The sequence below is a fragment of the Marinobacter sp. KMM 10035 genome, assembly GCF_046537445.1.
Lineage (GTDB): Bacteria > Pseudomonadota > Gammaproteobacteria > Pseudomonadales > Oleiphilaceae > Marinobacter > Marinobacter sediminicola.
In genome coordinates this window covers 168,148-184,553 of the sequence record NZ_JBBVMG010000001.1, presented here as the reverse complement: position 1 = coordinate 184,553, position 16,406 = coordinate 168,148, and the positions used below count along the sequence as shown (strand labels likewise).

The following is a 16,406-nucleotide window of genomic DNA, read 5'->3' as shown; positions in this document are numbered from 1 at the left end:
GTTTGAAATTCATGGGAAATACATTGTCAGTGATCTTTGAATGTAACGGCCTCGCTGAGTGGAACTCGGCTGGTGCGGGTGTTGTTGGCCGGGACTTCAGGGTCCTCGTAGCCAAAACACACACCAAACAGCACGCCCATATTGTCATCAAGATCGAATGCGTCGCGAACAAGATCAGGGTGTGATCTCAAGCTACCCATGGCGCAGGAACTCAAACCATAGGCCGTCATGGCCAGCATCAGGGTTTGTGCATAAATTCCCACATCCACAGCGATGGTGGCACCGAAAGAACGGTCCATGCACAAAAAAGCCACGTGTGGCGCGTCAAAGAGTTCAAAGTTGCGCAGGGCAGCGCGATTGCGCCCAGCTTTGTCGTCACGGGCTATTGCCATTTCACCGTAAAGCGCTGCAGCACACTCAACCTGCCGGCCGCGATAGTCACCCTCAAACCTCGACACATAATTGAAATCCGGTGTCGAGGGGGTGCCTGACTTGGCACGCTCCACGAACTGGTCCCGCAGTTGGTCGCGCAACTCGCCAGAGGCAACAAGCACATGCCAGGGCTGCGTGTTGCAATTGGATGGTGCCATTTGGGCCAGTTCGAATATTGCCTTCATCGTTTCTGTCGGAACCGCTTTCGGCAGAAAGCCTCGTACAGAGCGCCTATGGCTGATTGCGTCCTTCAGGGACATAGACGGATTACTAGCTTTAGTCATTTCGGGCTCCGAAAAAAGCCGAAGAAGTTGATTGCGTTTGAAGTGCTTATGCTCGGCTGGTGCTGGTCAGTTTTTATATTGTGAGCAAAAACCATATCAAGTTGGCTGCAAGGTGAGAAAAGCACAATTTAGATAGAGCTTATGTTCATATTGTATATCTCGGTCGGGTTTGTGTTGCATGCGTAATATAAGGTGCTGAATTAAAAGTGTTTAAACTTTTATTATGTGAAGGAAATTCAGGCTTCAGGTAGTGAAAAAAAACGGTCGGATATTTTTCCGGTTGCTCAGCTAATAACTTGTATGGCACGTTTTATAGGCTTTGATCGGAAACCACTCAATGAGTCCATGGAGTGCCGTTTGCCAAATAGTTCTATACAACAATGAACAACGTGCTGGTTGTGCTGCTGACTTTAGGAATACGACGCAATGAGCTACAAGAAATATTGGCCTCAAGGCCTTCCTCGTATTTTGGACATTCCCGAGACGACCCTTTTCGATAGCCTGGAAGTGTCTGCAAGACGTTACCCGGACAAGCCCGCGGTGGTTTTCTACGATTCTGTACTTACCTATGCTGAACTGCTTCAGCAGGCCGAGGCTATAGCGGGCTACTTGCAGGCCGAATGCAAGGTGAAACCAGGCGACCGAGTGGCGCTTTACTCCCAGAATTGTCCGCAGTTTGTGGTTGGCTACTACGGCATTTTGCGTGCCCAGGGTGTGGTTGTACCCGTTAACCCGATGAACCTGGCGGGCGAGCTTGAGTACTGCATTTCTGACAGCGGTGCCCGAACACTTCTGGCAGCCCAGGAGCTCCACAAGAATGCAATGACAGTGTTGGATTCGGGAAGTCTGGACCATGTGATTATTCACACATATTCCGACTATTTGGATGAGCTGAATTGGGAGGCAGCGAGGCGTCTGCCGTCTAGCTTGACCGATCCCCGAAACGTCCCCGCTCATGAGAATGTTGTGGGTTGGGGCGAGGCTCTGAGTTCAGGGCGCCAGCCTTTGCCCTACACCGGCACTCATAAGGATGTGTGCCTGATTGCCTATACATCAGGAACAACCGGCAATCCGAAAGGCTGCGTCCATAACCATCACACGATATTGGCCGCTGTTGCAGGTACGTCTGCCTGGCGTGGTAGCAGCCCGGCAACCACTGTGTTGGCGATAGCTCCGTTGTTCCATGTGCTGGGCATGCAGGCGGGGATGAATACGCCAATCTTTTGTGGCTCAACGGTGGTAGTCATGCAGCGCTGGGATCGACAAATGGCGCTGGAATTCATTGAGCGATACCGGGTTACCAGCTGGTCGGGAACCCCTGCCATGTTTGTCGAGTTCTTCGCCAACCCGGCGCTGGCTGACCACGATATTTCGAGCCTCCATCGCTTGATGGGCGGTGGGGCAGCGATGCCTGAGGCGGTATCCCGCAGGCTCAACGAAGAGTATGGGCTTACTTACAATGAGGCCTTCGGGCTAACCGAAACCGCAGGCTTTGTGCTCGCCAACCCGGTGGAGCGCGGCAAGCGGCAATGCCTGGGTATCGCCACGTTCAATGTGGATGCCCGCATCATCGACCCAGCCACCCTAGAGGAATTACCCCAAGGCGAAACCGGCGAAATCATCCTCAACGGCCCGCAAGTGATGCTTGAGTACTGGCAAAAGCCCGAGGCAAACGATGACGCCTTTGTCCATCGCGAGGGCAAGCGCTATCTGCGCACCGGCGATCTCGCTTACCAGGATGAAGAAGGCTACTTCTTTATGGTCGACCGCCTAAAACGCATGATTAACGCCTCCGGTTACAAGGTTTGGCCTGCCGAAGTCGAAAGCATTATGTACGGCCATCCTGATATCCAGGAAGCCTGCGTGATTAGCATACCGGACGAAAAGCGTGGAGAAACAGCGAAAGTTCTTGTGGTTTTGAAACCTGAGGCCGGCACAGCGCATACGGAAGGGGACATTATTGACTGGTGCAAGCAGAGCATGGCGACGTACAAAGTGCCGACTCACGTTGAGTTTCTTGATGAACTACCCAAATCGGCAGCTGGAAAAGTACTGTGGCGCCAGCTTCAGGATCAGGCACGCGCAAAACACTGAATACCGTTATAGAGGACCCTGCGTTGAGTATAATTACCGCTGGCAGAATAGCCTATCCGCTGGAACGCGCCCCTGAATTCGGAGAGTTGCGGGAAGTCGCACCCAATGTGCTTTGGAGCCGTATGCCTCTGCCTGGCGGGTTAGACCACATAAATATCTGGCTCCTGAGAAATGATGACGGTTACGCCGTGATTGATACTGGAATGTACACTCAGGAAGCAGTAAGCACCTGGCAGCAAATAATGCACAGTTTGCCTGACGCTGCGCCAGTCCAGACTGTGTATGCAACACATTTTCACCCGGACCATGTGGGCATGGCAGGTTGGTTGGTGCGTGAAGGCGCAGAGCAGTTCTGGATGACCCAGCTGGAATACATGACATATCGCATCGTATACAGCCAGATCAACGAGGACGGTGTGCCCCCCGAATTTGATGATTTTAACCGCAGTGCCGGCTGGCCTGAAAAGGCCATCGGAACCTATGCTCAGCAGTATGGCTCCTATCGGAAAAGAGTCTTTCAGCCACCCTTTTCGTACCATCGCTTGATTGAAGGGCAGCGCCACTCAATCGGCGGCACCGATTGGAGAGTGATTGTGGGTAATGGCCACTCTCCCGAGCATGCCTGCTTTTACTCCGAGGAGCTAAAGCTGCTGGTTTCCGGCGATCAGGTGCTGCCGCGAATATCTTCAAATGTGTCCGTTACTCCAATGGACCCTTTCGCTAACCCCATGGCGGATTGGCTTGGTTCACTGAAAAAACTGAAAGCGGAAATACCGGATGATGTAATGGTGTTGCCCGCCCACCAGGAGTGCTTTATCGGGTTGCACGCCCGGATTGACGAATTGATGGACTCCCAGACACGAGTGTTTGCTGCGCTGCTGGAGTCACTCCAAGGACCACCGAAGCGCGCCTACGATCTGTTCGACGTGCTGTTTTCAAGGCCCATAGCTGAAGATAACCTTCTGATTCTGAATCTTGCGACCGGGGAAGCTGTAGCATGTTTGAATTATCTGTATGAGCTGGGTGAAATCACCTGTTCGGTTGATACAGAAGGTGTGCGGTGGTATCAGGCAGTTTAAGGCCTTTGTTTGCAGGTCAGGTCCTTTGCCGCCCTCAAGCTTCGCTGTGGAAATGGTGAAAACATATGACTGAAAAGCCAGGCATGCTGATTGTTGGCGCCGGAGCGATTGGTAGCTTCTACGGTGCCATTCTCAAGAAAGCCGGATGCGCTGTGAGCGTTGTGGTGCGTTCAGATTATGAAGCGATCAAAGAGCATGGCATTCGAATCGAAAGCCCGCTCGGTGACTTGTCCTTCGCGCCTGATCATGTCTATCGGTCTGGCGACATGCCAGAAACCTATCCCGACTTCCTGATTCTCTGTGTGAAAGTGCTTCCCGGCGCAGACAGGGCAGCCATGATTGCTCCCTGGATGGGTGAGAATACTCGCCTGGTACTGATTGAAAACGGGCTGGATATTGAACAAGAGTTGGTGGATGCCTACCCGTATAACCCGCTCATAAGTTGTCTGGCGTTTGCGGCGGTAAGCCGGGTGGATTCCGGAATAGTCGAGCACAAGGCCTTTGGAAAGCTGGTGTTTGGGCGTTACCCGCAAGGCATTGATGGGGGCTGCCAGATACTTGCTGCATTGTTTCGGGATGGCGGGATCAATGTTGAACTGACTGAACGCCTAGTGGGCGAGCGTTGGCGGAAATGTCTCTGGAATACTCCGTTTAACCCCCTGTCGGTCATCGCCAATGGTGCGGACACGCGAACCTTGGTGGACACAGATGGAGGCGAAGAGCTAATGCGGGCAATGATGCGCGAGGTGATGGAGGTAGCGGCGGCCGACGGCTACCCCATGGACGAGTCGTTGATCGACAAGAATATCGCGAGTACCCGTAAGATGCCCGCGTACAAGAACAGTATGGCGCTGGACTACCTGAACGGTCGCCCGATCGAACGGGACGCTGTGCTTGGCAGCGTGGTGGCCATAGCCAAGCGCCATGGTATTGCGGTGCCACACCTGAATACGGTGCTGGTCACTTTGAAAATGCGCGCCGCGCTCGAAGGGCGAGACTAGGAGGCGCTAGCATGGCAACTCGCTTTCATTCAGTCCCTTGTGGGATTGAAGCGCCTAAGCGTGTCAGTGACTTGGAGAAGCTTTGCCCGCTACAGATTGAATTGTAGTGCGAATGAATGTGCTCAGCTTGGCAGACAGCGCGCTGGTTTTTTCCGCGATGTATTTGCTGCGCTCATTTTTGGCCAGTTCTACAGCCTGATTGATTTCGGTAATGCTGGGAACGCGTGATGCTTGAGTATTCATAGAGGATAATCTCCTTGGTTTTCACCATATTAGTGCTATGGGGATATGCTACTTAGGTCTAAAAATTTGGGAAAGCGATCGTTTCTAACGAGACTGCTGAGAAAAACTCATGATAGGTAGTAAGCCCTATGAGGCAACTCCCCCCCTTAAACGCCCTTAGGATGTTTGAGGCATCCGCCAGAAACGGCAGCTTTGCGGCCGCCGGAAAGGAATTGTTTGTCACTGCATCCGCAGTGAGTCACCAGATAAAGACTCTTGAGGAGTATTTGGGGATAAAGCTGTTCAGCCGGAGCAAACGCACGGTTGAGCTAACGCCATCTGGAAAGCAGTACCTGGTATCTGTGAAACATGCGCTGAACGAAATTGAGGTGGCGACCCACAGGCTGACGGCCAGCAAAGAAACAAATGTGGTCCAGATCAGCGTCGCGCCCAATTTTCTGACTCGCTGGTTAATGCCCCGCATGTCGCGTTTCAGAGAGATGTTTCCCGATATAGAGCTGCGGATAAGTGCCTCTGTTGGTTTGCTCGATTTCAATCAGTCGAGCACGGATATGGCGGTCTACTACGGCAATGGCGAGTGGGACGATATAGAAGTCCATTTCCTGCAGAAAGTAATGCTCGTACCCGTGTGCAGCCCCAAGTTACTTGAGGGTAAGCAGCCTTTGCGGGACCCGGGCGATTTGCGGCACCACACATTGATTTATGTCAGCACCCGCATGTGGGAGTGGGAGAACTGGTTCCAGGTGGCCAGTTCGGAATACATTACGCCGAAAGACAGTCTTCAGTTGTCCAGCAGCCAGTTAACCACTGCTGCTGCGCAAGAAAATCTTGGCGTTGCTCTGGCGGACCTTACGTTGACCTCCAGAGAGATCAGTTCCGGGAATTTGGTGGTGCCGTTTAATATCCCGCTCGACACCCGAAAGGCTTTTTACCTCGTTCATCAGAAGCATCGCCCGTTAACCGCGGCCATGAAGGCATTTAAAGAGTGGTTGATTGCAGAGATCCAGGCGCCGGATGTTTATGGAGTGGAGAGTGAACTGAGCGCTAACGTGCCAGGCACGGCCTCAGGCTCTGGGCAAAGGCAGTAATTCTAGCGTTGAGGAAAAGTGGTTTAAGAAGCCGGGCGCCATTTGGGCACAACCAATAAAAAGGCCCTACGCTTTCACGTAAGGCCTTGAAAAATATGGCGCGCCCGACAGGATTTGAACCTGTGACCCCTGCCTTCGGAGGGCAGTACTCTATCCAGCTGAGCTACGGGCGCATTCGAATGCGACGGCTGTGCGTCAATTTCGAGAGCGCAATCTTACGTGCGCAGGCCTGTGCTGTCCAGCCCTCGGTGCGTACCAGGGGCTTGCTTTGAGTTACGGGAATAGAAGGGCTGGAGTAATGTTTGCTAGCGCATCTTCATTGCTGAACGACACCTCGCCATCCTGAATAGTTACCTGATAACTCATGTTGCGCTCCGCCAGCTTAGCCAAGGCTTCAGTAGATTCGCTCGGCAGTTCAATAATCGTCAGATTTTTGAAGCGGCTCAGTTTACTTTTGTGCTTCTCCAGCCATACGGGAACAGCGCGAGCGCCATAAGCGTACAGGATAACCTGGCGCGCACGGTTGCAGGCTTTGCGCAGGCGGCTTTCGTCGGGTAGGCCCAGTTCAATCCAGAGTTCAATCTCATCACTCAGGCTTTTCAGCCACAGTTCCGGTTCGTCGTCTGTACTTAGGCCTTTGGTGAATTCCAGATCGTCGCTGGCATTCAGGGCAAAGGCCAGGAGGCGAATCATCATGCGCTCATCATTCTCTGACGGGTGTTGCGCTATGGTGAGCTGATGGTCCGCATAATAATGCCTGTCCATGTCGGCAATATTGAGCGTGGCTTTTAATATAGTTGCTTTGAGCGCCATGGCTGTCCTGCATTGGTATCAAGATGTTGATTTGCGGTAGTGTAAAGCAATTCTGTGAGTGGTGAGTAAGACGACATGCCGATGTTGCGTGGTTTTCTGATTCTGGTTTTGTTTTTCCTGCTTGGTGAGGCCTTGCGGGTACTTTTCCTGTTGCCGGTCAGTGGCGGCGTGCTGGGCATGATTCTTATGACACTATCATTAATGCTGCGAGGCAGGGTGAATGATGACCTGGCAACGGCAAGTCAGGCGCTGATCTCCGTGCTGGTGTTGCTGATCATGCCGGGTGTGGTGGGGGTGTTCTTCCTGGCGTCACAATTCTCAGGGCAGTGGCTGGCGGTTGCTGCTGCCTTGTTGCTGGGCACCTTTCTGAGCGTCCTTACAACACTGCTGGTCATGAAGGGCGTGCTTCGTTTATCGGCACAGAGACGCTCCAATGACTGAGTTAGTCAGCCGTTTTATCGCGATTCCCGACTTGCTTGCGGCCAGCCCGATACTCGCAATCGGGCTTACCTTGACCGCATTTTTTGTCGGAAACTGGCTGTTTGCGCGCATTGGCAAGCCATTATGGATGCCGCCAGTATTGCTCTCCGCAGTAATTTTATCGGCAGTGATTGCGGTGTTATCCATTGATTATGTTCGTTATCAGGAGGGGGCGCTCTGGATTACGGTGTTGCTCGGGCCGGCAACTGTCGCTTTGGGGATTCCCCTGTATCAGCAAATCCATCATATCCGGGCTCTGTGGCTTCCGATTGTGGTTACACTGCCGCTGGCGGCCACAATGGCGGCGGTGTATGCCGTGGTGATCGCATGGGCATTAGGTGCTACGCCTGAGGTGCTGGCGTCACTGGCCCCTAAGTCTGTAACCGCGCCGATTGCCATAGGTATTACCGAACAACTGGGTGGATCTGTGGCGCTGATGATGGGCGGGTTGCTGATTACCGGAGTGGTTGCAACGTTGTTTGTTGATCTTTTGGCGAAGTGGTTGCCGGTGGAGGATGAGCGCATTCTCGGGTTTGCCTTGGGCCTCAATGGTCACGCGATAGGCACAGCCAGAGCCTTCGAGATCAGCCATACCGCTGGCGCTTTTTCTTCTCTGGGGATGGGGCTTACAGGCGTGTTTACGGCGCTGATCCTGCCGTTGGTGTTTCGCCTTTGAGAGCGCGATACGCCTATCGAATTCGCCGTCATTCAGTTCGCGCATAGCGGCAAGTTGTAATTTCGATTGCCGTAAGTAGTTTCCGGGACTAGTTTCTAATACAGGCGTCCGGTGCGCCCGAGGTTCGGTGCGCCGTAAAAACTCGTAAAACAACGACGGAAAACGCAATGAAAAAACTACTTGCAGCTTTTATTGGTTCCCTTGCGCTGGCTAGCGCGCCAGTTGCTCTGTCTGCTGAGGCGACAAAAGAGCTTAAAATGGCGTACGACGCCGATCCGGTAACCCTCGATATTCATGAGCAGCTCTCCGGCGGCATTCTGCAGCTATCCCATATGTCTTTTGATCCGCTAGTACGCTGGACCAAAGACCTCGATTTTGAGCCCCGCCTTGCTGAAAGCTGGGAGCGTGTTGATGAGAACACCATGCGCTTCAAGCTGCGTGAGGGGGTGAAGTTCCATTCCGGCAACGAACTCACCACCAAAGATGTGAAGTTCACCTACGATCGCCTGAAGGAAAGCCAGGACTTCAAAGCCATCTTCAAGCCCTTTAGTGGCATTAATATTATTGATGATTACACCTTTGAACTGGTAACCAGCGAGCCATTTCCGCTACTGCTCAATACCGCCACCTACATCTTCCCGCTGGACAGCGAGTTTTATTCCGGTGAAACAGAAGACGGCAAGATGAAGGGCGCTATCCTGAAGCACGGTAACTCTTTTGCTTCCGGTAATCTGTCAGGTACTGGTCCCTACAAGGTGACATCCCGCCAGCAGGGCGTGCGTATGGAATTTGAGCGCTTTGCGAACTATTGGGATGAAGAGTCCCCAGGTAACGTAAAGAAAATCGTGCTGACACCAATCAAAGAGAACAATACGCGGGTTTCGGCACTGCTGTCTGGCGGTGTGGATTTTATCGCCCCGGTACCACCTACCGATCTCGATCGCATCAAGCGTGACAAGAACTCGGAGCTGGTTACCATGAGCGGTACCCGCATCATCCTGTTTCACATGAATCAGGATCGGGTTGAAGCCTTCAAGAACCCAAAGGTTCGCCAGGCGGTCGCTTATGCCATCAATCAGGAAGGCATTGCAGCCAAGATCATGAAAGGCTTTGCCACACCTGCAGCTCAGCTGTCACCGGCTGGCTACCAGGGTTACAACGAATCCTTGAAACCACGCTATGACGTGAAAAAGGCCCAACAGCTGATGAAAGAGGCGGGCTATGAAGACGGCTTCACCATCACCATGATGGCGCCGAACAACCGCTACGTGAACGATGACAAGATCGCGCAGGCAGCAGCTGCCATGCTGGCCCGTATCAACATCAAAGTGGATCTGAAGACTTTGCCAAAAGCTCAGTACTGGCCGGAGTTTGATAACCGTTCTGGCGATATGATGCTGATTGGCTGGCACGCAGATACGGAAGATTCTGCCAACTTCTACGAGTTTCTGACCTTCTGCACAGAAGCGGGCAGTGGCGCAGGCCAGTACAACGCCGGTAACTACTGCAACCCGGAAATCGACGCCTTGGTAGCAAAAGCCAGCGTGGAGACCGATATTGCCAAGCGCACCGCCATGCTGCAGGAAGTTGAGCAGCGCCTATACGACGATGCCGCGTTTATTCCGCTGCACTGGCAGGATCTGGCTTGGGCCAGCAAGAAGAACGTGAAGATTGAGCCGATTCTGAACGTTATGAACTTCCCTTATCTGGGTGATCTGGTCGTAGAGTAAAGGGGAAAACTGCCCCCCTCTCTCCAACCTCTCTCCCGCCTTTCGTTAGGTAAAGGGAGAGAGGCTTTTTAAATACTCATCAGTGGTAATTCCTGCATGTTAGCGTTTTTGGTTCAACGCATTTCCCAGGCAGTGTTGGTCATGTTCGTGATCAGTGTGATCGCCTTTGCCATTCAGGATGGCCTTGGTGACCCGCTTCAGGAAATGGTCGGCATGTCTGTTTCCATGGAGGAGCGCGAAGCCCTGCGTGAAGAACTGGGGCTGAATGATTCCATGGTGGTTCAGTACCTGCGCTTTGCGGGCAAAGCCATTCAGGGCGATTTGGGCAACTCCTATTTTTACGGCAAGCCAACGCTCACAGTGATTGCAGAGCATCTGCCGGCCACTCTGGAGTTGGTGATCGGTGCCAGCCTCATCATCATGCTGTTGTCTGTACCCATTGGCGTTTATGCCGCCATCCGGCCTCAGGCCTGGTTGGCCAAGTTTTTCATGGGCGTGAGCACGGTGGGAATCTCCATTCCTGTGTTTCTTACGGCCATTGTTCTTATCCAGATATATTCCATTGGCATTACCGTTGAGTGGTTTCCTGTAGATTCCGGTTGGGGCCAGTGGCTGAACGGTGCCTTGAGTACTGATGGCGGCATGCCCTCCTACGGGCGTGGCGATGACCTGAAGCACCTTTTTGGAACCTGGAATTCCGGCTTTTTCTCAGAGCTCGGGCTGATGCATCTCGTACTGCCCTGCGTCTCCTTGGCATCCATCATGCTGCCGCTGTTTATCCGCCTGATTCGTGCAGAAATGATGGAAGTGCTGCAAAGCGATTACATTCGTTATGCCCGGGCAAAAGGCCTGAGCTCGGCACGCATTAACTTTCTCCATGCTCTCAAGAACACCATGTTGCCAGTCATCACCGTAGGTGGTGTGCAGGTGGGTGTTATGGTGGCTTACACAATTCTTACGGAAACCGTGTTTCAGTGGCCCGGCGTTGGGTTGATGTTTCTGGAAGCCATTACCCGAAGCGATATTCCTCTGATCGTCGCCTACCTGATGGTGGTGGGGCTGATTTTCGTGATCACTAATACACTGGTGGACCTGGTTTACGGGCTGGTGAACCCCACGGTGAAACTGACAGGTAAGAAAGCATGACAACGGCGACCCTCTCCCGCTGGAATCGCTTTCGCGAGTCCTTCCTTTGGTACAGCTTCAAGCGCGACAAGGTGGCGATTGCCAGCTTTATCGTTTTGCTTTTGATGGTGTTTGCAGCTGTATTCGCGCCACTGTTCGCGCCAACGAATCCTTACGACCTGGCGCAGATCGATATCATGAACTCGGAACTGCCGCCGGTGGGTATGTCCGGGGCTGATCCGGCCTTCCCTCTGGGTACTGATGCCCAGGGCAGGGATATGCTCTCTACCATTCTTTACGGTACACGGGTGTCCTTGTTGATCGGCTTTGGCGCGGTGGTGCTGCAGGCGGTGCTGGGTATATTGTTCGGCCTGCTGGCGGGCTACATGGGCGGCAAAGTCGACTCTATCCTGATGCGGATTGCAGATGTTCAGCTTTCCTTCTCCACCCTGATGGTTGCCATCATTGTGGGCGCGGTGTTCAAGGCCAGTTTCGGCAACCTGATGTTTGGTGAAATCGCCATTTACATGCTGATTTTTATTATCGGTGTAGCTGAATGGCCGCAAATTGCCCGAACCGTTCGGGCGTCTGTGCTGGCGGAGAAAAAGAAAGAGTACGTGGATGCGGCCAAGGTGATGGGCTTTCGCACCAACCGCATCATGTTCCGCCATATTCTGCCCAACACGCTGTCGCCAATTTTTGTTATCGCAACGGTGCAGATTGCTAACGCGATTATTTCTGAAGCGGCTTTGTCGTTCCTGGGTTTGGGTATGCCTGAAACCCAGCCGTCGTTGGGTTCTCTGATCAAATCCGGCTTTGATTACATTCAAAGCGGTTCCTGGTGGATAACTCTGATTCCCGGCCTGGTGCTGGTCGTGCTCGTGCTGGTCATCAACCTCTTGGGTGACTGGTTGCGGGATGTTATGAACCCACGGCTGTACAAGGGCTAGATATGAAAAACGACACACCACTGTTGGAAGTAAAGAATCTGGATGTTCGCTTTGCCGTTCGTGGCGGCGATCTCACGGCCCTGCGCGGAATCAGTTTCAGCCTCGATAAAGGCGAGCGGCTAGGATTGGTAGGGGAGTCTGGTGCCGGTAAATCGGTTGCAGCCTTCTCGATCCTCAATCTGATTGCCCGCCCCGGTTATATTGCTGGCGGGCAGATTTTGCTGGAAGGCAAGGACTTGGCGGCCATGAGCGAGCGCGAGCTGCGCAAGATCCGTGGCAATCGCATTGCCATGATCTTCCAGGACCCCATGATGACGCTCAACCCGGTGCTGACCATTGGCACCCAGATGGTTGAAGCTATCAAGGCGCATCGCCGAATCAGCACCAAGGCAGCGCGGGATATAGCACTGGATAAGCTGCGCAAGGTGCAGATCCCCTCGCCGGAAAAGCGTCTCGACCAGTACCCTCACGAGTTATCGGGCGGTATGCGCCAGCGTGTGATCATTGCCATCGCCTTGCTGCTCGACCCGGAAATTATCGTGGCTGATGAGCCCACTACCGCACTGGATGTGACCATTCAGGCGGAAATCATGGCGCTGCTGCTGGATTTGTGTGAACAGGAAAATGTGGCGCTGATGCTGATTACTCACGATCTGGGTGTTGTTTCCCAAGTCACTCAGCGCATGTTGGTGATGTATTCCGGGCGCATTATTGAACAAGGCCCTACGCGGGAAATTATTAACGACGCCCAGCATCCCTACACTCAAGGGCTGATTAATGCGTTGCCGCAGATGGGCGAGCCAGGTGCGCGTTTATTCCAGATTCCCGGTTCCATGCCCTCTCTTAAAAACGTACCTACTGGCTGTCCCTTCCACCCGCGCTGTGATTTTGCAACCGACCAGTGCCGGCAAACCATGCCGGAGTATGTGCGATCGGGGAATGTGGATGTGGCGTGTTACGAAGTCAGCAATCTGATTGAGCAGGAGAAACGCATGCAGGAGGCCGGATCATGACCTCCCCGTTGGTAGAAATTCGCGGGCTGGAAAAACGGTTTGATTTGTCTGGCAGCCTGCTCGAGCAGATAACCTTCAAGGGCGGCCGATTCCAGCGCAAGCAGGAAGCCGTTCATGCCATTAACGGTGTGGATCTGCAGGTGCACAAAGGTGAGGCTTTGTGTGTGGTGGGTGAATCCGGCTGCGGCAAGTCTACGGTTGCCCGAACGGTGATGGGGTTGTTATCACCCAGCGCAGGCGAAGTTCATTACGACGGCCAGCGTATCGACAACCTCAAAGGCCGGGATGTACTGCCGTACCGCCGCAAAATGCAGATGATCTTCCAGAACCCCTATGCCTCCCTGAATCCCCGCATGACGATTCAGCAAACGTTGGAAGAGCCAATCCATTTCCATCGTCCTGAGCTGTCCCGAGATGAGGTGCGCGGCAAGGTGCAGGAGGTTATGGCATCTGTGGGTATCGACCCGGATTGGGGTAGCCGGTTTGGCCACGAATTCTCCGGCGGTCAGCGTCAGCGTATAGCCATTGCCCGTGCTCTGGCTGTAGACCCTGAGTTTATTGTGGCGGATGAGCCTATTTCGGCTTTGGACGTATCCATTCAGGCTCAGGTGCTGAACCTGCTGATGGAGGCGCAGGAAACCCGCAATCTGACGTATCTGTTCATCACCCACGATCTAGCCGTGGTAGAGCACTTCGGCACCCGTGTGGCAGTGATGTACCTCGGGCGAGTATGTGAGCTTGCAGACACTAAAACCTTGTTTGCGGAACCACGACACCCCTACACCCAGGCGTTGCTCTCGGCCATTCCAAAGCTGGAAGACGATCGGCCTAACTATATTCGCCTGCAGGGCGAAGTACCAACGCCGGTGAACTTGCCATCTGGTTGTGTGTTCCATGGCCGATGCCCTTACGCCAATGACCGTTGTCGCCAGCAAATTCCGCAGCTGATTACTACAGATAGCGGTACACAAGTGGCTTGCCATGCGGTGGAGGAAGGGCGGCTGTAGGTGAGCAGGTTTTAAGAGTGCGGTAGCAATAGGCTATGATGCGTCCAGCGGCATAGCCTTATTTAAAATCATCTACTGCACACTTAATCTGTCATTCGCTGGGGAGCCCATGGAAATACGTTGGCTGGAAGACTTTATGGCACTGGCCCGTACCCGCCATTTTTCCCGCGCTGCTGAACTGCAGCATGTAAGCCAGCCCACCTTCAGTCGCCGCATAAAGCTGCTTGAAGAATCTATGGGTGCCACGCTGATTAACCGACAAACCCTCCCTTTGTCGCTGACCCCCGCCGGTGAACAGTTTTTCGAGCTGTGCCAGCGGGTGACCCGGGATGTTCGGGACGTGCGCGCTCAGATCGCTAGCATGGAAGCGGAGGTATCTGCTCGTATCAGTGTTGGCTCAACCCAAGGGCTGTTTTCTCATTTTTACCAGGGCTGGGCCAGTGAGGCGGGTGTTGCAGAGCGGCTACAGCTCAACCTGAAGGCGACCAGCTGGATAGGGGAGCAGTTTCTGGATGCCCTGGATAACGGGGAATGCGATTTGGTGCTGTGCTACTGGCATCAGGATTTGCCATGGAGCGGCCGCTTGAGTCGAGGCGACTACGAGTCCATCACGATTGCGAGTGAAAGGCTGGTGCCCATGAGCGTTGTGGCAGACAACGGTGAGCCCCGATTCTCATTGCCGGGAGCGGCTGGCCAGTCCGTGCCGCTGATTGCCTATCACTCACGGGGCTTTTTGCAGTCTGCTATTGAGGGGCACCTGTCTCGTAGAGAGGAGTCTGTAAATCTTTTACCGCTCAATGAAAACACTCAGTCGGCAAGCATCAAGGCACTGGTGAAACAGGGCTATGGAATGGGCTGGTTGCCCAGCCGGATGACGGAAAAGAGCGAGCAGTTCGGCAGCCTGACCCGAGCCGGCGACGAGCGCTGGGATGTACCGCTGGAAATCCGCTTGATTCGATTGCGGGAACCTCGCTCAGAAGACCTTTTAACCCTCTGGAAAACACTGGAAGACCAACATGCCTGACACAGACCTGCTATCCCTTCAGCTTGAACATGTGGGTGTTTTGCAGAACCGCTATGAGCAGGTTCTGGAGGATCACGGATACGACGGGCTGTTAATTAGCTCCGGTGCAGCGCCCATGTGTTATGGCGATGATCAGTCCTGGCACTTTCAGGGCTATGGACCTTTCCTGCATTGGACAGGGCTTGCTGGCTTTGAGCACGCATGGTTGTTGATTCGCAAAGGCAAAAAGCCGCTGCTCTCATTGCATCAACCCGTTGATTTCTGGCATGCCAGCCTTGAACTCCCGCAGGAGCCCTGGCTGGAGAAATTTGAACTTCGCTTCAGTGAAAGCCCGTCGGCGCCTGAGCTGGAAGGAATGAGCCAGTTGGCGGTTGTTGGTGATCCCGCTTTGCTTGCGGGCTTGCCTGGAGATGAAAACCCGGGTGCTTTGTGCAACGCACTAGACGAAACCCGGGTGCATAAAACGGCCTACGAAATAGCCTGTCTTGCCCAAGCCAACAAACTGGCAATGGCAGGCCACCAGGCTGCCCGCGATGCATTTCTGGCGGGCGCCAGTGAATTTGAAATCAACCTGGCCTACCAGCGAGCAACTCAACAACGTGAGGTCGACGCGCCCTATAACAGCATTATTGGTGTGAACGAACACGCTGGCATCCTGCATTATCAGTATTACGATACGGCAGCACCGGTTAAATCCCGCAGTCTTCTCATCGATGCCGGTGTGCGCTTCCGTGGCTACTGCTCTGACATTACTCGCACTACCACAGGTGTTGAAGAAGGGCGGTTTTCTGCGCTGGTACACGGGCTTGAGCAGCTGCAGTTTCGGCTCTGCAAAATGGTGGCACCGGGTGTTGATTACCTGGATATACACCGCAAAACCCACTTTGGCATTGCCGCACTATTGAGTGCAGCAGGGATAGTGGACGGCTTGAGCGATGAAGAGTTGGTTTCTGAAGGCCTTACCCGGGCCTTTTTCCCCCATGGCATTGGCCACTTCCTCGGCGTGCAAGTGCACGATGTGGCCGGCAAACCGGTAGCGCCCCCTGCCGATGCACCGTTCCTGCGCCTCACGCGCACATTGGAGCCCGGTATGGTGGTGACCATCGAACCAGGCTTGTATTTCATACCATCTTTGCTGGAGCCATTACTATCTGGCCCACTCGGGCACCACATCAACCGTCCGTTGCTTGACGAATTGCAGGGGTGCGGCGGCATACGCATAGAAGACAACGTAGTGGTAACCGACACAGGGTGCCGCAACCTGACTCGGGAGGCCGAAGCCTGAAACATCCCGTTGCACAAAATTAACACAACACGCTTGCAATCTTTGATGCTAATGATAATAATTATCACTACCTTTAGTGTTG

At 53.7% G+C, this 16,406-nt stretch carries 16 protein-coding genes and 1 tRNA gene; 13 read left to right on the top strand and 4 right to left on the bottom strand.

Annotation, left to right across the window (positions count from 1 at the left end; genetic code table 11):
- Nucleotides 1-26 precede the first annotated feature (26 nt).
- The gene (locus AADB16_RS00840) at nucleotides 27-716 is read right to left on the bottom strand and encodes a nitroreductase (protein WP_410800725.1); all 690 of its coding nucleotides are present in this window, start codon (nucleotides 714-716) and stop codon (nucleotides 27-29) included.
- 426 nt (nucleotides 717-1,142) lie between these two features.
- Between AADB16_RS00840 and AADB16_RS00835 the strand changes: the two genes are divergently transcribed.
- The 3 genes from AADB16_RS00835 to AADB16_RS00825 all read left to right on the top strand — a co-directional run bounded on the left by AADB16_RS00835 (nucleotide 1,143) and on the right by AADB16_RS00825 (nucleotide 4,890).
- On the top strand, nucleotides 1,143-2,810 hold the full coding sequence (locus tag AADB16_RS00835) for a long-chain-fatty-acid--CoA ligase (protein WP_410800723.1): 1,668 nt from the start codon (nucleotides 1,143-1,145) through the stop codon (nucleotides 2,808-2,810).
- A gap of 23 nt (nucleotides 2,811-2,833) precedes the next feature.
- Nucleotides 2,834-3,889 (top strand): MBL fold metallo-hydrolase, encoded by a 1,056-nt coding sequence (locus tag AADB16_RS00830; protein ID WP_410800721.1) that lies wholly within the window; start codon nucleotides 2,834-2,836, stop codon nucleotides 3,887-3,889.
- 65 nt (nucleotides 3,890-3,954) lie between these two features.
- Nucleotides 3,955-4,890, top strand: coding sequence for a ketopantoate reductase family protein (locus tag AADB16_RS00825; protein WP_410800719.1), 936 nt, complete (start codon nucleotides 3,955-3,957; stop codon nucleotides 4,888-4,890).
- A 63-nt stretch (nucleotides 4,891-4,953) separates the two neighbouring features.
- On the opposite strand, the gene AADB16_RS00820 is transcribed toward AADB16_RS00825, so the two are convergent.
- Entirely contained in the window at nucleotides 4,954-5,133 is a 180-nt protein-coding gene (locus tag AADB16_RS00820) for a hypothetical protein (protein ID WP_410800717.1), read from the bottom strand.
- A gap of 128 nt (nucleotides 5,134-5,261) precedes the next feature.
- Here AADB16_RS00820 and gcvA point away from each other — a divergent pair, with 128 nt between their 5' ends.
- Nucleotides 5,262-6,221: a transcriptional regulator GcvA gene (gene gcvA / locus AADB16_RS00815; protein WP_410800715.1), complete on the top strand. Its 960-nt coding sequence runs from the start codon at nucleotides 5,262-5,264 to the stop codon at nucleotides 6,219-6,221.
- Nucleotides 6,222-6,317: 96 nt separating this feature from the next.
- Here the strand turns inward: gcvA and AADB16_RS00810 are convergent.
- Both AADB16_RS00810 and AADB16_RS00805 read right to left on the bottom strand, forming a co-directional pair.
- Nucleotides 6,318-6,394, bottom strand: a tRNA-Arg gene (locus AADB16_RS00810).
- A 100-nt stretch (nucleotides 6,395-6,494) separates the two neighbouring features.
- Nucleotides 6,495-7,034, bottom strand: coding sequence for a YaeQ family protein (locus AADB16_RS00805; RefSeq protein ID WP_410800714.1), 540 nt, complete (start codon nucleotides 7,032-7,034; stop codon nucleotides 6,495-6,497).
- Nucleotides 7,035-7,109: 75 nt separating this feature from the next.
- On the opposite strand from AADB16_RS00805, the gene AADB16_RS00800 reads away from it, so the two are divergent.
- From AADB16_RS00800 to pepQ, 9 genes are all read left to right on the top strand, one after another.
- A complete protein-coding gene (locus AADB16_RS00800) occupies nucleotides 7,110-7,475 on the top strand; it encodes a CidA/LrgA family protein (protein WP_309044951.1) in 366 nt (121 codons plus the stop codon).
- Entirely contained in the window at nucleotides 7,468-8,190 is a 723-nt protein-coding gene (locus AADB16_RS00795; RefSeq protein WP_298453120.1) for an LrgB family protein, read from the top strand. Before AADB16_RS00800 ends, AADB16_RS00795 begins: the two co-directional genes overlap by 8 nt.
- A gap of 167 nt (nucleotides 8,191-8,357) precedes the next feature.
- Nucleotides 8,358-9,920, top strand: a complete 1,563-nt coding sequence (locus AADB16_RS00790) for an ABC transporter substrate-binding protein (RefSeq protein ID WP_309044953.1) — start codon at nucleotides 8,358-8,360, stop codon at nucleotides 9,918-9,920.
- Nucleotides 9,921-10,016: 96 nt separating this feature from the next.
- A complete protein-coding gene (locus tag AADB16_RS00785; protein WP_298453090.1) occupies nucleotides 10,017-11,066 on the top strand; it encodes an ABC transporter permease in 1,050 nt (349 codons plus the stop codon).
- Nucleotides 11,063-11,995, top strand: coding sequence for an ABC transporter permease (locus tag AADB16_RS00780; RefSeq protein ID WP_298453087.1), 933 nt, complete (start codon nucleotides 11,063-11,065; stop codon nucleotides 11,993-11,995). Before AADB16_RS00785 ends, AADB16_RS00780 begins: the two co-directional genes overlap by 4 nt.
- A 2-nt stretch (nucleotides 11,996-11,997) precedes the next feature.
- The gene (locus AADB16_RS00775; protein ID WP_298453084.1) at nucleotides 11,998-13,008 is read left to right on the top strand and encodes an ABC transporter ATP-binding protein; all 1,011 of its coding nucleotides are present in this window, start codon (nucleotides 11,998-12,000) and stop codon (nucleotides 13,006-13,008) included.
- Nucleotides 13,005-14,015, top strand: a complete 1,011-nt coding sequence (locus tag AADB16_RS00770) for an ABC transporter ATP-binding protein (protein WP_410800711.1) — start codon at nucleotides 13,005-13,007, stop codon at nucleotides 14,013-14,015. Before AADB16_RS00775 ends, AADB16_RS00770 begins: the two co-directional genes overlap by 4 nt.
- 109 nt (nucleotides 14,016-14,124) lie before the next feature.
- Nucleotides 14,125-15,039: a LysR family transcriptional regulator gene (locus tag AADB16_RS00765; RefSeq protein WP_410800709.1), complete on the top strand. Its 915-nt coding sequence runs from the start codon at nucleotides 14,125-14,127 to the stop codon at nucleotides 15,037-15,039.
- Entirely contained in the window at nucleotides 15,032-16,324 is a 1,293-nt protein-coding gene (gene pepQ, locus AADB16_RS00760; protein WP_410800707.1) for a Xaa-Pro dipeptidase, read from the top strand. The genes AADB16_RS00765 and pepQ overlap by 8 nt, the downstream gene beginning before the upstream one ends.
- The last annotated feature ends 82 nt before the right edge of the window (nucleotides 16,325-16,406 follow it).

Bases quoted from the DNA above. Each gene is read 5' to 3' on its own strand.
- pepQ (WP_410800707.1), top strand. From the start codon at position 15,032: ATGCCTGACACAGACCTGCTATCCCTTCAGCTTGAACATGTGGGTGTT.
- AADB16_RS00780 (WP_298453087.1), top strand. From the start codon at position 11,063: ATGACAACGGCGACCCTCTCCCGCTGGAATCGCTTTCGCGAGTCCTTC.
- AADB16_RS00825 (WP_410800719.1), top strand. From the start codon at position 3,955: ATGACTGAAAAGCCAGGCATGCTGATTGTTGGCGCCGGAGCGATTGGT.
- AADB16_RS00820 (WP_410800717.1), bottom strand. From the start codon at position 5,133: ATGAATACTCAAGCATCACGCGTTCCCAGCATTACCGAAATCAATCAG.
- gcvA (WP_410800715.1), top strand. From the start codon at position 5,262: ATGAGGCAACTCCCCCCCTTAAACGCCCTTAGGATGTTTGAGGCATCC.
- AADB16_RS00775 (WP_298453084.1), top strand. From the start codon at position 11,998: ATGAAAAACGACACACCACTGTTGGAAGTAAAGAATCTGGATGTTCGC.
- AADB16_RS00800 (WP_309044951.1), top strand. From the start codon at position 7,110: ATGCCGATGTTGCGTGGTTTTCTGATTCTGGTTTTGTTTTTCCTGCTT.
- AADB16_RS00795 (WP_298453120.1), top strand. From the start codon at position 7,468: ATGACTGAGTTAGTCAGCCGTTTTATCGCGATTCCCGACTTGCTTGCG.
- AADB16_RS00835 (WP_410800723.1), top strand. From the start codon at position 1,143: ATGAGCTACAAGAAATATTGGCCTCAAGGCCTTCCTCGTATTTTGGAC.
- AADB16_RS00770 (WP_410800711.1), top strand. From the start codon at position 13,005: ATGACCTCCCCGTTGGTAGAAATTCGCGGGCTGGAAAAACGGTTTGAT.
- AADB16_RS00840 (WP_410800725.1), bottom strand. From the start codon at position 716: ATGACTAAAGCTAGTAATCCGTCTATGTCCCTGAAGGACGCAATCAGC.
- AADB16_RS00765 (WP_410800709.1), top strand. From the start codon at position 14,125: ATGGAAATACGTTGGCTGGAAGACTTTATGGCACTGGCCCGTACCCGC.
- AADB16_RS00805 (WP_410800714.1), bottom strand. From the start codon at position 7,034: ATGGCGCTCAAAGCAACTATATTAAAAGCCACGCTCAATATTGCCGAC.
- AADB16_RS00785 (WP_298453090.1), top strand. From the start codon at position 10,017: ATGTTAGCGTTTTTGGTTCAACGCATTTCCCAGGCAGTGTTGGTCATG.
- AADB16_RS00790 (WP_309044953.1), top strand. From the start codon at position 8,358: ATGAAAAAACTACTTGCAGCTTTTATTGGTTCCCTTGCGCTGGCTAGC.